This is a genomic window from Vibrio sp. MA40-2 (assembly GCF_047302445.1).
GTDB lineage: Bacteria > Pseudomonadota > Gammaproteobacteria > Enterobacterales > Vibrionaceae > Vibrio.
On record NZ_CP178627.1, the window covers coordinates 934,923 to 950,736 of the forward strand.

A 15,814-nucleotide genomic window follows, 5' to 3' on the forward strand; every position below is an offset into this window, starting at 1 on the left:
TCTAAGGGAGAGATTTAAAAGCATAAAACGTACTGAGTGAGATGATTGGAATTGTCCATTTTCGAGCACGAGTGGCATCACTTGAAGTGGTGCCGTTCTGCTGTTTGGGATGTGAAAAACATCTATGATGGGTAAATTTCGACCGAAGCTTCAAACGCGTTTATGCCCCAAAATCTATATGGAATCCACGTATTTACAAAGTGAAATAATTAATAAAAGTTAAGATGCGTACGTATATTCGGCTTCTTGGTGAAGGAGCTACCTTCTAGCCTTTGATGTTTGCGCACCTACCGTCCTCATCGAGTTATCAGTCTCTTAAAACGTCACATTTTGGTCAGGTTTTCAGTAGGTTGGTCTTACCTTTTATGCATCATCATTTTGTAAAATTTTAGAATTTGTTAGTGATTAATTAGTGAGTAATACTGGTTTATATCCAGTCCCATACCGAAGCATTGCCCATGCAGTCCGTACCACTTTGTTAGCCAGTGCAATGCAGGCCTTCTTGAAGCCGATACGATCTATGATGCTTCTCAACCAAGCATCCTTTTGAGTCCTCGGTTTTTCGGGTAGTCGTCCAACGTAAGACATTGCACCAAGATAAAGAAGCGAGCGTAGCTCCTTCACACCACCGCATTTATCGATCCCAATCATAAAGACTTTGCCACCTGAACTGTGTTGTTTCGGCGTAAGACCAACAAACGCTGAAGCTTGTCTTCCATTCTTGAACTGCTTTCCATCACCAAGAGTTGTATAGAGCATCGCAGCAGTTGTTTCACCAACACCTTCAATTTCCATTAATCGTTGGCATGGTTCTATCTGACGGGTTAAAGCATTTTTCTCTTTTTCGAACGCGATGAGTTTTGCTTTCAGTTCTTTATATTGATCCCACAGCATGGACAGAACGGATACAACATTTACTGGTATTGATGTCTCTCCATCAAGCACTGTTTGAACCGATGTTTTTAATCCTTTTTCACCTTTAGGGTTAGCAATGCCATAGCCTAAAATGGTGCCTCGAATATGCTGTCCCAAAGAAACCACACTGCGAGATAAGAAACGACGACTACTTTCCATGGATTGCTGTTCAAGCGATTTTGGACGACTATATTTGATACCGATTTGGATAGCTGCGTTAGCGATAGCAAGAGCATCATTGTGATCAGTTTTATGGCCTTCCAAGTACCCTTTTACTTTCTTAGGATTGATGATCCGTACTTGGTGTCCAAATTTTTCTGCTAATTGTCCCCAGTAATGGCAACCGCAGCAACCTTCCATGGCGACAATCGAAGGTTTAGCTTTTGCTAGGAACTCTTTCATTTTCTGGCGACTCAGAGGTTTATTGGACAGTAGCTCACCATGAATGCTGATATGGCACGCTTGAAGAACATTTTTTGCTAAGTCAATAGCGATAACATTTTTAGTCAACATATTGGAACCCTCGGTTTTCTCTCTCTCCTAAGTGTAGATTGCTAAGGAGGGAGTGGATTCCATACATCAACTTAGATAAAATACTCTAAACAGTTAAAGAGGGGGCCATTTTCCCTACTAAAAGTTATACGAATCCAATAATTTCCAGCGCTCGCTGTCCTTCTCCCTAACATATTGTAATACATTCTTGTCACTGATATTTAGTTTAATTTTAAAGAAACAATTATGCTAACATCGAGAGGAAGCGAGGAGCGTTCGCAATCACCAGAAATACTCGGGAATTGTGACTTTCATTTATTAATTAAATATATAATTTCTATACAATAGCCTTAAGTATCAATTGGTTAGCAAGGTTTGTATGTTTTTTAAGAAAAATAAAGGTTCCAACAAGATAGATCTTGGGGTCTTGGAGGCAGAAGGAGAAGCTAACGCTACATCCTCAGTAAAATTGGCTGACGTTTTCTTTGATGATCTAGAAGTTGTAGAAAAACTAAGCAGTCAGCGATTTGTGGTTGTTGGCCGAAAAGGTGCAGGGAAAAGTGCACTTGCCAATTATATACAAGGCAGCATGAACCAAGAACCCACAGCCCAATGTAGAATAATAAAGCATGACTCTATCGAGAGAGAGCTAAAACTACAAGGTTTGGAGTCAAGTGCAGTGTTAGGACTTGATTTTTACAAATGGCTTGTGATGGTTAATTTGATTGATTTACTAGTCAAACATGAATGTGTTTTTGAAGACCTTAAGGCGTTTGATAAGTTGAAGGAGTTCTTAGAAGTTAATAGAGGCGGAATTCGAATAACGGAGCAGAAAATTACAAGCTCTGAGCTTACTAAATCACTAGGTAACGAAACATCTTTTGGCGTAGATGCAAAGCCTCTAAAGTCATTTATGAAAGTTAACGGAATGACAAGCATCAAGAACTTAAGAAACTCACCAACAATTTATGAGATTCTTTCGGATCTAGAAACAGTTATTGGGAAACTACTTCGATGCGCTAAAGACTCCAACAACGACAACAATTACTGTTTGATTTTTGATGACCTAGATATTGGCTTTAAAGTTAGTAAAAAAGAAAGTGTTGAAAATTTGATATGTCTTCTAAGGGCAACCAAAGAGATTAATGCGACTTGGAACTGCTTTAATTTTAAGTGTATCGTTTTACTGAGAGATGACGTAGAAAGACTCCTAGTCAGTAAAGAAAGTGATTTGAATAAATTTTTTGGTTCTTATGGTGTGCCTTTAAATTGGTATACTCAAGGTGAAGAAGCGCCAGAACTGAAGTCTTTTATCGAACGAAGAATTGCACGAGCTTTTAAAGATACTCGTGGTACGAAGAATGCCAACTGGGTAACGCTAACTAATTCGCCATTTAAAGAGGTTTTAGACAGAACATTTTGTCGCCCTAGAGATTTAATAGCCTACTTTTCACCATTAAGTCAGCGCGAGTATAGCTACCCTCTAACTAAAGAAGAGACGGACAAGCTTGTTATTCAGTTCGGTACATACGTAAGAGATGAGTTTAAAAGTGAGCTTTCATCGTTTTATTCAGACAGAGAAATAGACTCTATATTGAGTGCTCTATCAATTATCAATAAAACAGAACCTACTGTAGGGGATATTATTCCAAAACTTAATAAAGCCAATTTAGATGCTGAAAGAGTATTGGAAGATCTGTACGAGCGTTCTTTCATTGGAATGAGAAATGACAAGGGGCATGTATTTTTTAAATATAAGTACCTGCCGCACCATACCTTTGGGGATGAGATTAAATTAGCTCAAGACCAAAAGTTGTTAGTCCACTTCATCTTCGAGCAGTTATTTAGAGAAGTTTATTAACTGACGGAGGAGACGGGCTGCTCCTTACAAATCGACTACCGTATATAACGGTGATCTTTTACATTTTGGGATACAAAAAGTTATACAGGGGGTATCCCCCTTGAAAATAACAGTCGACTTTTGCTCACTTTGTTGACTATTTTAGCCCACAATTATTTGTCCGTTAATTGGGCGTTAGGCTCTCAGCCAACAGCGAGCAAGGATTCAGGATTTGATGAATGAAAGAGAATTGATCTACAAATACAGTTTCAAGTGTGAAGACGATCTTGAACACTTCGAAAAATTGCCTGAAAAAATGCAAGCTGATATAGAAAAATACATTGTTAAAGTCATCACCGATTCTTTCGTTACACCTGCCGATGAGGACTACGTAACTGCTCGGTTTTTAGCGCAAAAAGGTATGCATCGTGCGTTCTTCTGGGCTGCGTCTCAAGCGCTCGAAAAATACTTAAAGGCTTTTCTCCTTATGAGGGGAATCGCTGTTAATAAAAAGCGGTTCCGTGGCCATCCTATTGTTGCCCTTCACCAAGAAGCCTGCTCAATAGAAAAGCAACTCTCAAGCGTTAAAACGAAACCTAATGAGGCAATCAAGATTCATTCGGCTGTTGCTGAGTCAGTTGATATTTTCTCAGTATCAGATTTCATCAATAATATTGAAGCCTATGGAAATCCTGATAATCGTTATAACTCTTTCGGCGTTAATTTTAACTCTGGCTATTTGTTTGCACTAGATAGTTATGTTTTCGGATTAAGGCAGTTAATTGGTGTGCCTTCGATACAAGAAACCCTCAGAAAGATGGATCAAAGTCTTATTGAGGCATTTTACGAATATAACCCATGGTTTGAATCGACAAACATAGATTTCGCAGAAATCCCCAATGAAAATTTCAATATAACCACCTCTGTGGCAGTTACAACCTTAGACTTTCTCACTGGAATACATGCACCAAATGAGGCAAAACTCTCGCTTCAATGGCTTGAGACAAAAATGAAACTACCTAATAAGGTAAGTAAGCATTTGAAGAAGGCTTAATGGGTAATATGGGAGATGCGGCTAACAATAAATTAAATAAGGACAAAAAAGAGTTGATTTTTTAGTCGACTATTTTTTTGCTGTTAATTAGGTGTTGCTTTCCCATACATCAACTAATCCGTAATTCACTAAATTAGCAAAATAGCTAACTCATAAATGTCCATACTCGTGCTAGTCCAATCTGTTCTGGCACGTTTATGCTCCTTTTCTTTTTAGAGCTTCTTCTCGCATTACACTTAACTATCCGTGTTTGACCTAATTTATCTAATACATCATTATTTGCTTGGTTTTATATAATTCTGGCCTATTGATAGTGCGAACCACGACTGTTTGCAAGGAGAGTTAAATGAGTTATGAAGCAAAAGTATTCAATGTAATGATCGCTTCACCAGGCGATGTATCATCTGAGCGAGCAATCATTCGGGATGTCATATATGAATGGAATGCTGTTAATTCTGAACCCAGAAATATTGCTTTATTACCAGTCGGTTGGGAAACCCACTCTTCACCAGAAATGGGTGGTCAAGCACAAGAAATAATCAACAATCAAGTGCTCGATAGATGTGACTTGTTGGTAGGTGTGTTTTGGACTCGGATTGGTACACCTACCACAGAATATGTCAGCGGAACTGTCGAAGAAATTGAAGAACATATCAAATCAACCAAACCCGCAATGCTTTATTTTTCCAGCCAGCCTGTGGCGCTTGATACTGTTGAACCAGAACAATATGCGCAATTAAAAGCATTTAAAGAGTCTTGTCAAAATAGAAGCTTGTACGAAAGCTATGATAGTCGTTCAAGCTTTAAAGATAAGTTTTATCGCCAGTTACAACTTAAGCTCAATCAACACCCACTATTTCAAACAACCTCTATTTCAACTACTGTTGACGTTGTACAGTCCAAAACCCCATTACCACAGCTTTCCTATGAGTCCCAAATTCTTCTTAAAGAAACCAGTCAAGACCGAAATGGGACGGTTATGCATTTGCGCCATCTCGGTGGAACTAACGTTCAAACCAATAGTAAGAATTTCATAGAGTCTAATGAACGTCGAGAAGTGGCTCGCTGGGAAGCCGCTATTGATGAGCTTGTATTGAAGGGTCTTCTTGTTGAAAGGGGTTATAAAGGTGAGATATTCGAAATTACCAATTTTGGATACCAAGTTGCTGATATGATTGAGCTATAAATATATACAAAACCCTCAACGTGAAGAATATCATCTGTTGATGGCTAATTCATCTCTGCCCCATTGTCAGTTTCGCCAAAAAGCCTACGTGACTCGGTCGGGTGGATTTTGACCAAATTTAACTCATCTGACACCCAAAACTCACAAAGTGATATGGTGGCATATTGATCTAAACAAGCGCCAAAAATATCTACTTAAAGCATTTTAGGCGGTCTGAGGGTTGTTTTTGATAGCAAAGTCGCACATTTGTCATAATAGGAATAATGAACACCGAGGCTTTTTGTTTTTGTCTGTGGTATCCTTTTTTTTAATCAAGGAGTAGCATATGAAAAAAGTGCTTTTTATTACAGCAATCATGTTCACAATGGCAGGCTGTGTTTCAAAACCAACGAAAGAAATGAGACAGGTCAGATCGATTAGTAGCACTGAAAATTGCGTGTTTAAATCGATAGAGTATCTAGAAACCGCGCCTTTCAATACGGTGAGTTACATACAGAAAACGGTTGTTAAAAAGGGTGGTGACTCGTATAAGATGATCTCTTCTACCCCAATTTCAATTCTATCCAGCAATGACGCCGTTGCAACAAATATTGAAATATATAAGTGTCGTAATTAAGTTAACAGGCGTTAACTAGAAATCACTTAGTCCGTACCTGAACCAACCCTTTTGTTAGTGCGATTTTACTGATCGCACTAGCTCTTCTCAGTAGCTTTGCCATACCCATAGTTATTCATGAGTTGCTAATTTAGGAGAAGCGTTGGCACGCCTTTGTCCATCAATGTTTCAGCGCGAGATATGCGAACAAGCTTATGCTCAGAAACAGGCAAGTCTTAGAAATACCTGTGTAGTTATTGACTACACACACATATAGATTATTATGTGTATGTAATAGATATACAGGTGAGTATTATGGCTACGAAATCAGCTCCAATAAATATGCGGGTGTTACCGTCCGTCCGCGATATCATTGATGCTGCCGCGAGTTTACAGAAGGTAGACAGAACGGTATTCATACAGCAAGCAGCCCTCAATGAAGCACAAAGCGTATTGGCTAACCAAAGAGACTTTCTACTTGAAGAAAAAGCATTTGAAGCATTTGAGAACGCACTCAATGCCGAACCTCAAGCAAACGAAGGCATTAAAGATCTCTTAAGCAGAAAAACGCCGTGGGAATAATAGCACCTACATTGCTAATGCGTGAGCACAACATTAGTGGGTTCCAGTGCGGTGTCCCTGAACTGGATAATTGGTTATCTAAGAATGCTTTTAAAAGTCAAAGACGAGGCCATGCGCGAGTCTACGTTGTGACCGACTCTGTAACTGAAAAAGTGGTGGGATATTATGCAATTGCAATGGGTTCAGTTCAAAGGGAACAGGCTTTTAGTGCTCTAAAGCGAAACAGCCCAGATCCCATTCCAATGGTGATACTTGCCCGCCTTGCTGTAGATGAAAATTACCATAGTAATAATATAGGAGTTGGCTTGCTTAAAGATTGCCTACTACGCTCAATGAGCGCTATGAATGCTATTGGTGGGGCCGGTATTCTTGTTCATGCGATAGACGAACGCGCTCAATCCTTCTACAAAAAGTTTGGTTTCCAAGAATCGAAAGTTCACCCACTTATGTTAATGGCAAGAGTTTGTGATATTGAAAAAACGATTCGTAATTGAAACCTGAGTAACATTGAAAGAGAACGGCAAACACCTTGTTAAGCTCGATCAATGGTACGCCAGCTCTAAAACATGCCACTGTTGCGGCCATAAAATGGAAGGCATGCCCTTATCAGTTCGCAAGTGGGATTGCCCATCTTGTGGCGCTACGGATATAGATCGGGATCTAAATGTCGCTCTTAATATTCGTGATAAAGGTATTCTAGAATTAAAAGCGGCTGGACAGTCGTTTCTGCTTATGGAAGCTGCGTAAGCCTCGATACTATCGAGCACTGGCTAACGAAATAAGAAGCATCGCCCAACGGGCGGTGAGTAGTCACTTTTTATATAAAAGTGGGTGATTTATGCGAGCCTCTCTCGGCGTTTGATTAAAGATTTGTTTAAATTTAGTAGAAAAATAATTACTGTCCTGATAACCAACTTTAAACGCTATATCCGTAATTGATTGATCTGTATAAATAATTTCAGATAACGCTTTGCAGGTACGTGTGTAATGCAAGTATTGATTAAAGTTCATTCCTGTCAATTTTTTAATACTGTTAGTTAATTGACGTGAAGAGAGTTTTACGGCTTCAGCAACTTCATCTAGTTCTTTTACGTCTGCATAATTTTGTTGAATTTGTGATAAAGCATAAATGACTTTGTCATTGGTATTTAACCAGTCGACATTCTTTATTTTGCCTCTCCACAATTCAACAATAATTTGCTGAAAAATGAATTGAGCGATCATTAGTGATTCTTCATTGTTTAAATGCGATTCTATATGTAAACGTTCAATTAACTTGCGAACAGATTGTGCCGTGTTTTCATTGATAAACCAACCAGTGTCTTTGTCTGATTCATTTGGTAAAAATCGTTTAACGTCTGAACATAATTGGAGTTTATTTTTTTCAAATAATATATTACTCAAATACAGATCATCTACTGTATCGAATAAATGACGGTCCTCTTTTTTTACAAAGCAGACATAGTTTTTGCTGAGATTCATGGGAACATCATTCATTACATGTGTACCGCTGCCCTGCGACACAATAATTATTTCTTCAAATGAATGTGCGTGCTCAGGATAAGGTTCTTGAGGAGAGCGTAGTTCAGTGGTAATCGGACAGCACGAATTCATGAAAAATTCTCTCGACTTTAGATAGATCATTTTAACCTCTACTTTTAATGTCGTTTGAATCTATAAGCTTTAAGTTAGCTTTTCCTCGTGGAATATCGCACTTTTCACTACTCTTTTAGTGATATGTTCAAAAATGTGAAGGTAGAGTTGCACACCTTAAAAAACTCACCAAAATATCGATTCCTGATGTGAATTATCCAAGGTTTAAATTTGTCAGGTTTGTAAGCTACTTCTAATCTCCCTACATGCTACATGGATAATGTGCGGTAATTCAGCGGGAAATTAACGAAAACGACACTTAAATAATTAAGTTAAAGGTATAAAAATAAGCTTACAAATAGCAAGGAGACATTCATGTCTGTAACGATTACCTCTACAAAATCTGAAGAAAAAAAAGTAAATGACGGTACACTTAATGAATATGAACAAGAGCGAGTGCCTAAACATAAATTGCTTGGTTGGCGACATTTTCTTGGTTCTTATTCTGGAGAACACGTAGCTGGGACTGAATTTGTTATCGGTGCAGCTTTTGTTGCATGGGGTGCCAGTACTTTCGACATTTTGGTGGGCTTACTGGTTGGTAACATGATGGCTGTATTAACCTGGGCTCTTATTACTGCGCCTATAGCCACTCAATCTCGATTAACCGTTTATGAATACCTACGTCGAGTAGCAGGGCCTGGATTTAATAAAGTTTATAACGTGGTCAATGCTGTGTTGTTTTGTGCCTTAGGAGGCGCGATGATTACCGTATCAGCTTCAGCTGTGCGTATTTTATTTGATATTCCAGCACAAACACATTGGTATCCAAATAGTGCAGGGTTTGTTGCAGTTGCTCTTGCTGTGGGAGCGATTGTTGTTGCTATTGCGGTACTGGGTTTTCAAAAATGTGCTCAGTTCGCGACAGTATGCTCTCCATGGTTATTAGTTGTTTTTGTCACTGGCGGTATGGTAGCTCTGCCTGCATTAAGTAACGTTGGCAATGGTGAAACTTTCACAGGCTTTAGTCAGTTTTTGACGCTTGCAGATCAATACATTTGGACAGGGAAAACACCAGACGGGTCACCATCAATGACATTTTGGCAGATTGCAGCTTTCGCTTGGGTATGTAACTTAGCAATGCATGGGTCTCTAGGTGATATGGCTTTATTACGTTTTGCAAAGAATACAAAATACGGTTACTTTTCTGCGTTTGGTATGTTCTTTGGTCACTATATCGCGTGGATTTGTGCTGGTGTCATGGGCGCAGGAGCGATGTTACTTATGCAAACAAATATGTCTAACTTAGATGCTGGAGGTATTGCGTATGCAGTGCTTGGAGCAACAGGTATTATTGCCGTTATCATTGCTGGTTGGACAACATCTAACCCAACGATCTATCGTGCAGGTTTGGCCATTCAAAGTATTTTCCCAAATAAATCACGTGCGTATATCACGACAATTGTTGGTGTGATAACAGCTATTATCGCTTGTTTTCCATTTGTATTTACGCGCTTACTCGACTTTGTTGGGTATATGGGCCTACTTTTAGCTCCAGTTGGCGCTATTATTGTGTCGGAGCACTGGATATTTAAAAAGCTTGGTCTAACGCCTTTGTGGTCTAAGTACCAAGGAAATGAATTAAATAAAGCAGCACTCATTACTTGGGCTATCGGTGTGGTGTTTGCTGTTACCTGTGAGCAATTAGGCTTCTTACATTTATTCTTCTTATTTGTGCCAACTTATTTGCTATCTATGGCTATTTATATTTTGTTAGCTAAATCAATGGGTGCAGCTGAAGATTATCGAGAACAGGAAGCAGAATATAATAAAGAGTTAGAGGAGCGGGAAGCTTATCATGCAAAACAAGCCAAACTGGAAACTAAACAGCAAACTGAAACGAAGACAGCAAGTAAGCTTGAAAAAATCACAGGAGCGATAGCTTTAGCATCTCTAGCTGCCATGCTTATTTCTGCATTGAGAGTCTGGGGAGCAGGTTCCGATTATCAAATTGCATTTGAATCTTTCAAGGCATTCGCTATTTATCCTACCGTAACTTATTTTATTACCGCAACGACTTGGATCATATTGCGTGACAAGGCTTAGGAGTGCTTACTTATGAATGACGTTATTCGTAAATCTTTTGTCATGCAGTTAAATGAAGACTGTAAGGCAGAATATAAACTACGACATGATGAAATTTGGCCTGAATTAGTGGATGTTTTAAAGCGTCATGGTGGCCATAACTATTCCATTTTTCTTCATGAAGGAACCAATCAACTATTTGGGTATGTTGAAATCGAGAATGAAGAGCTTTGGTTGCAAGTTGCCAGTACTGAAATATGTCAAAAATGGTGGTCATATATGCAAGATATCATGGAGACTAATCCTGATAAATCTCCACAATCTATAGAGTTAACTTCAGTATTTTATCTGGCCTGATATGTTTTTTACTGTCATTGCAAAACCTCGCAATTTAGCGAGGTTTTTTCTTTTTTAACATTAGTTAAATTTCGATAATTACCATATAAAGTATCGAGTTACTCTTTAGGATACTACGAATCTCTTGCTTAAAAGTAAGTGTGAAATAATAGATATTATATCTTCACAATGCTCACATCAGTAATTCTCAAGTGAACTACTCGCAGCTAAAGCAGCGAGCTTCCAAGATAACAGCCTAAGCCGCTAACTTTTCTTTTTTGACGCTTCGTTGGACACCGCTAGTCGAGCTTTTGGCTCGGCTAGTCTTACGATTGCCTCCACGTCCACTATCTGACTTCGTTTGACACATATCGACCTTGTTCGTCCTGCTTTGCCTTTGGTTTGCGCGTCATGCTTGAGGTTCTTAGAGCCTCGAACACAATAACCTTAGCTTGACTATCGACTAATGAACGACTGGTTTTATGCGCAAAGTCATTACGTATGTTCGCCTTTTTAACATGATGCGTAGCAATAGGGTGCTTAGTTTTTTTCCTGCGATTTGAGCCTTTTACCTGATGCGCCAACTTACGCTGTAGTCGCTTAATGTAGCGATCAGCTTTGCTCATCTTCTTTTTCTGATTATCACAGAAGTCGAACGTCATTGAGCCAGCATGAGCAGGGATGGCAACACCACGGTCTACACCGATAACGCTTTCTTCCAGATACTCTTTTGTTGAACCTTGCAGGAACGCTAAATGCTCAGAATTGCTAGACAACCCATCTTCACTATTACCATTCTCATAACAGAAAGACACATAATATTGACCACGCTCTTTACGCACATAAAGCGAGTTCGGGATCTCGAACTTACTATGAGCTTTAAAAGATAAGTAACCAATATTGTTAGTCTTCGTGCCGATAAATAGGCGTGAATTGCCATCTTCGCAACGGTCGAAGCGGAACACCTCGCGAGTAAGGTAGATGCTACCGCGATCAGTTTTAGGCTTGCGCTTAGGTCGTCCACACGCGCCTTTCATGAACTTTTGGTAAGTCTGATACCAGTTAACAGCACTGTTGCGGATTATCTGGCTAGGACACTGATAGAGCCAAGGTGATAGCTCTTTAGATTTGAATTGCGATGCTTTCTGATCAATAGGGGCATAAGTACCAATTGGATAATACTTACGCGCAAAAGTACGGTAATACCTTTCTTCATCGACTTTGGCATTCCAAATACTACGCGCACAGCCCATCCACTGACTTAGTACCAGTTTTTGATTGGATGTAGGGTTAGCTCGTAGCTTGATGCCAGTTAGCATGGTAGTTCCTTGACTCGCCCTTAAAATGGCGAGATTGCGCAAGCTTTATGTTCAAAGTTATCCAGCACAAATATACAAGTTATCAAAAGTTTGAAATATCGCATTAGCTTCTTGAGAAAAACGCACGAGATACGTTTTTTATGGAGGATTTGTGAAGTTATTTCGTTGGAAAAAACGATGTAATACGACTAAAGAACAACGGAGTGGTATTCATGAAAAAAGCTGTGATTGCAATAGATCTCGGGGCGTCAAGTGGGCGTGTCATGGTTGGTTACTTAGATAACGAAAAAATTGAGATCGAAGAGTTTCATCGTTTTCTGAATCAACAAGTGATGAATGATGGACAATCATGCTGGGATCTTTATTTCATATTAGAAGAGATAAAGATAGGTATTAATAAAGTGCTTTCTTCTGGTTTAGATATTATTTCACTGGGTATTGATACGTGGGGCGTGGATTTTGTTTTATTGGATAAGTTTGGCCATCATCTGGGGAATTTTGTTAGTTATCGAGATGAGCGTACTGAAGGTTCATTAGATAAATTACTTCAAGATAGTCAACTCACACGTGAACAGATTTATCATCAAACCGGTATTCAGTTTTTACCATTTAATACACTCTATCAGTTAAAAGCCATTGCTGATGAGGAACCAGAATGGTTTTCTGATATAGATACATTGTTATTTATTCCCGATTACCTGAATTATAAGCTTAGTGGAGTAAAACATTGTGAATATACCAATGCTTCCACTAGTCAACTGTTGGAATGTAAAGAAAAAACCTGGAACAAGCAATTAATTAATGCCTGTGGTGCAAAAATGGAGTGGTTTCTACCACCCATGATGCCTAATCGGATAATCGGTCAATATCAAATCGGTGATGTTCAAATTCCTGTGTGTTCTGTAGCAAGCCATGATACCGCCTCAGCAGTCGCTGCTACCCCTATTGACCATGAGTCAATGGCCTATCTCAGTTCTGGTACTTGGTCTTTGGTGGGAGTCGAAAGTTTTGAGCCTTATACAGGTGAGGTCGCCTATCAGTACAATTTAACTAATGAAGGCGGCGTGGATGGGCATTATCGAGTTCTAAAAAATATTATGGGTTTATGGCTGATTCAGCGCCTTAAAGCAGAGAACCCATCGATTACATTTTCAGACATATCTATCTTGGCTCGTCAAGGTGAACCGTTTAAGTATATTTTGAATCCAAATGATAACGATTTCTTGAACCCACAATCGATGACATGTGCCGTCAAGAATTGGTTTAAGAAACGAGATCTTGAAGTACCAGAAACACTGACAGAAATCATTCGTTGTATCTACGACAGTTTAGTACTGGCGTATGACAAAGTAATTACTGAACTTGAGGAAGTCACTGGAAAACCAATTACTGAGTTACGTATCGTTGGTGGTGGGACACAAGACTTATTTCTAAATCAACTTTGTGCAGACGTTTGCCAAGTTAAAGTATCAACCGAACCGACGGAAGCTTCCGCGTTGGGTAATGTCATTAATCAATTTATCGCATCCGACTTGATTAATTCGTTGGAAGAAGGACGAAAAATCATTGATGCCTCTTCAGACGCAAAGAGTTTTACTGCAAACCCTATTGAGGGATTGGAACAAATCAAATCTCAATTCCAAAAAATAACTAAATAAGGTACATAACAATGAGCAAAGAGCAGATAATTTCAGCTTATGAACAAGCAAAAGAGACGTTCAAAAAATATGGTGTAGATACAGATGAAGCACTAGAACGACTGAATAGAACCCCAATATCTATGCACTGCTGGCAAGGTGATGATGTTCGCGGTTTTGAATCTCCTGATACAGCGTTAAGTGGTGGTATTCAAGCTACAGGTAACTATCCTGGCGCGGCGAAAACGCCAGAACAGTTACGAACAGATATGGAAAAAGCCTTTTCTTTAATTCCTGGTAAGAAGCGTGTAAACCTACATGCTATTTATATCGATGCCGATGAGTATGTGGAACGTGATCAGATACAACCTAAGCACTTTACCCGTTGGGTTGAATGGGCAAAAGAGAAAGATTTAGGTTTAGATTTTAACCCAACATTGTTCTCACACCCTAACGCAGATGATGGTTTGACATTATCTCATCCTAATGAAGAAATACGTCAATTTTGGATCGATCACGTAAAAGCTAGCCGTAAGATTTCTGAATATTTTGGTCGAGAACTCGGCTCTGCGTCATTCATGAATATTTGGATCCCAGATGGTATGAAAGACCAGCCAATTGATCGTTTGTCACCTCGTGCTCGTTTAGCTGATTCTCTGGACAAAGCACTCGCTGAGAAAATAGACCCAGCGTTTCATAAAGATGCAGTGGAAAGTAAATTGTTCGGTATTGGTGCTGAAGCATATACAGTTGGCAGCAATGAGTTTTATTTAGCATATGCAGCAACTCGCGGTACTGCATTATGTTTGGATGCTGGCCATTTTCATCCGACTGAAGTTATTAGTGACAAAATCAGTGCATGTTCATTGTATGTGAATGACCTACAATTGCACGTCACTCGCCCAGTTCGATGGGATTCGGATCATGTTGTTTCCTTCGATGATGAAACTCAGGCAATTATGCGTGAAATAGTTCGTAACAATCTGTTGGATCGTGTCGCTATTGGCTTAGATTTCTTCGATGCATCAATCAATCGTGTCGCGGCTTGGGTTATCGGTACTCGCAATGCACAAAAAGCACTTCTTAAAGCTTTGTTAGAACCCGTAGAACAATTAAAAGAAGCCGAAACGTCATTTGACTACACTACCCGTCTAGGCTTGATTGAAGAAACACATTCTTTGCCATGGGCTGCAGTATGGAACTATCAGTGTTTGCAGAATGAAGTTCCAGTCGGATTTGATTGGATCAATGACTTGAAAGAGTACGAAGCAACAATTCTGAAAACCCGTTAATTAAACTCGTTCCACAGTTCACAAGTCAGATGATGTATCTGGCTTGTTTGGTTAAGTAGATATCAAAAGGCAAAACTATGATTCAATTAAACGATGCGGTCATGCGTGAAATAGAGAAAGTAAGTGAAGTATCCCAATATCTTTGGCAACGGGAATGGGCAGAACGAAATGGAGGTAACATTTCTGTTGATGTGACAGATTTATTTGACGAAATACCTAAAATTGGTATCCCAGAAAAAAAACTATCATTACAGTTACCATTAGAAAGTGCTAACCGGATTTATTATGTAAAAGGAACTGGCCAGCGTATTCGTGAATTACGTGATCCAGATTATGCCGGTTGCGTTCTTAAAATTAATTCAACGGCTAATGGCTACCAGATTTTATGGGGTGGTAAAGCAAGTGATGATTTCGCTCCAACTTCTGAATTCATTAGTCATATTAAAATATTAGTAGATAAACATAAAATTGGCTCTGACCATAAGTCGGTTGTTCATACGCATCCATTAGAATTGATTGCTCTTTCTCATCATCCAGAGATATCTAAAAGTAGTGACATTTTTACACATACTTGTTGGAAAATGCTACCCGAAGTACGAGCATTTGTGCCACGTGGTATTGGTATTATCCCATATTGCCTGCCTTCTTCAGAAGAGATGGCTGATGGTACAACCGCTGTATTAGCAGATCACGACGTTGCTATTTGGGAAAAACATGGTGCAACTGCCTCCGGAGCAGATGTATTACAAGCATTCGACTATATTGATGTTGCAAATAAAGGTGCCAAGTTATATTTGATGTGTATATCTGCTGGTTATGAGCCTGAAGGTGTGACTAAAGAAAATATGGAAATATTAAAACAAGAATTTAACCTATAAGGCCTAGACT

At 39.2% G+C, this 15,814-nt stretch carries 15 protein-coding genes; 12 read left to right on the forward strand and 3 right to left on the reverse strand.

All coding sequences use genetic code 11. From position 1 onward, the window contains the following. Positions 1 to 405 precede the first annotated feature (405 nt). On the reverse strand, positions 406 to 1,428 hold the full coding sequence (locus ACLKML_RS04080) for an IS110 family transposase (protein ID WP_413282467.1): 1,023 nt from the start codon (positions 1,426 to 1,428) through the stop codon (positions 406 to 408). Between the two features lie 358 nt (positions 1,429 to 1,786). On the opposite strand from ACLKML_RS04080, the gene ACLKML_RS04085 reads away from it, so the two are divergent. The 7 genes from ACLKML_RS04085 (at position 1,787) to ACLKML_RS04115 (ending at position 7,411) form a co-directional block, all read left to right on the forward strand. Then, the gene (locus ACLKML_RS04085) at positions 1,787 to 3,268 is read left to right on the forward strand and encodes a P-loop ATPase, Sll1717 family (protein WP_413282468.1); all 1,482 of its coding nucleotides are present in this window, start codon (positions 1,787 to 1,789) and stop codon (positions 3,266 to 3,268) included. A gap of 214 nt (positions 3,269 to 3,482) precedes the next feature. Next, complete coding sequence (locus ACLKML_RS04090; RefSeq protein WP_413282469.1) at positions 3,483 to 4,301, forward strand: hypothetical protein; 819 nt, start codon at positions 3,483 to 3,485, stop codon at positions 4,299 to 4,301. 346 nt (positions 4,302 to 4,647) lie between these two features. Beyond that, a complete protein-coding gene (locus ACLKML_RS04095; RefSeq protein ID WP_413282470.1) occupies positions 4,648 to 5,487 on the forward strand; it encodes a DUF4062 domain-containing protein in 840 nt (279 codons plus the stop codon). A gap of 325 nt (positions 5,488 to 5,812) precedes the next feature. Continuing rightward, positions 5,813 to 6,103 (forward strand): hypothetical protein, encoded by a 291-nt coding sequence (locus ACLKML_RS04100; RefSeq protein ID WP_413282471.1) that lies wholly within the window; start codon positions 5,813 to 5,815, stop codon positions 6,101 to 6,103. A gap of 294 nt (positions 6,104 to 6,397) precedes the next feature. Then, positions 6,398 to 6,664, forward strand: coding sequence for a DUF1778 domain-containing protein (locus ACLKML_RS04105; protein ID WP_413282472.1), 267 nt, complete (start codon positions 6,398 to 6,400; stop codon positions 6,662 to 6,664). Then, positions 6,655 to 7,158 carry a GNAT family N-acetyltransferase gene (locus ACLKML_RS04110; protein ID WP_413282473.1) on the forward strand — a complete coding sequence of 168 codons (504 nt, stop codon included), beginning with the start codon at positions 6,655 to 6,657 and terminating at the stop codon, positions 7,156 to 7,158. Before ACLKML_RS04105 ends, ACLKML_RS04110 begins: the two co-directional genes overlap by 10 nt. A gap of 13 nt (positions 7,159 to 7,171) precedes the next feature. Further along, complete coding sequence (locus ACLKML_RS04115) at positions 7,172 to 7,411, forward strand: zinc ribbon domain-containing protein (RefSeq protein WP_413282474.1); 240 nt, start codon at positions 7,172 to 7,174, stop codon at positions 7,409 to 7,411. 63 nt (positions 7,412 to 7,474) lie between these two features. On the opposite strand, the gene ACLKML_RS04120 is transcribed toward ACLKML_RS04115, so the two are convergent. Further along, the gene (locus ACLKML_RS04120) at positions 7,475 to 8,278 is read right to left on the reverse strand and encodes a helix-turn-helix domain-containing protein (protein ID WP_413282475.1); all 804 of its coding nucleotides are present in this window, start codon (positions 8,276 to 8,278) and stop codon (positions 7,475 to 7,477) included. A gap of 354 nt (positions 8,279 to 8,632) precedes the next feature. Here ACLKML_RS04120 and ACLKML_RS04125 point away from each other — a divergent pair, with 354 nt between their 5' ends. Together ACLKML_RS04125 and rhaM are read left to right on the forward strand one after the other, a co-directional pair. Then, complete coding sequence (locus ACLKML_RS04125; RefSeq protein WP_413282476.1) at positions 8,633 to 10,363, forward strand: purine-cytosine permease family protein; 1,731 nt, start codon at positions 8,633 to 8,635, stop codon at positions 10,361 to 10,363. A 12-nt stretch (positions 10,364 to 10,375) separates the two neighbouring features. Then, entirely contained in the window at positions 10,376 to 10,699 is a 324-nt protein-coding gene (gene rhaM, locus ACLKML_RS04130) for an L-rhamnose mutarotase (protein WP_413282477.1), read from the forward strand. 326 nt (positions 10,700 to 11,025) lie between these two features. Here rhaM and ACLKML_RS04135 read toward each other — a convergent pair whose 3' ends face one another. Continuing rightward, positions 11,026 to 11,997, reverse strand: a complete 972-nt coding sequence (locus ACLKML_RS04135) for an RNA-guided endonuclease InsQ/TnpB family protein (protein ID WP_413282478.1) — start codon at positions 11,995 to 11,997, stop codon at positions 11,026 to 11,028. A gap of 212 nt (positions 11,998 to 12,209) precedes the next feature. Here ACLKML_RS04135 and rhaB point away from each other — a divergent pair, with 212 nt between their 5' ends. The 3 genes from rhaB to rhaD all read left to right on the forward strand — a co-directional run bounded on the left by rhaB (position 12,210) and on the right by rhaD (position 15,804). Next, positions 12,210 to 13,655, forward strand: a complete 1,446-nt coding sequence (gene rhaB, locus ACLKML_RS04140; protein WP_413282479.1) for a rhamnulokinase — start codon at positions 12,210 to 12,212, stop codon at positions 13,653 to 13,655. An 11-nt stretch (positions 13,656 to 13,666) separates the two neighbouring features. Continuing rightward, positions 13,667 to 14,926 carry an L-rhamnose isomerase gene (locus ACLKML_RS04145; protein ID WP_413282480.1) on the forward strand — a complete coding sequence of 420 codons (1,260 nt, stop codon included), beginning with the start codon at positions 13,667 to 13,669 and terminating at the stop codon, positions 14,924 to 14,926. Positions 14,927 to 15,003: 77 nt separating this feature from the next. Next, a complete protein-coding gene (gene rhaD / locus ACLKML_RS04150; protein ID WP_413282481.1) occupies positions 15,004 to 15,804 on the forward strand; it encodes a rhamnulose-1-phosphate aldolase in 801 nt (266 codons plus the stop codon). Positions 15,805 to 15,814: the final 10 nt, after the last annotated feature.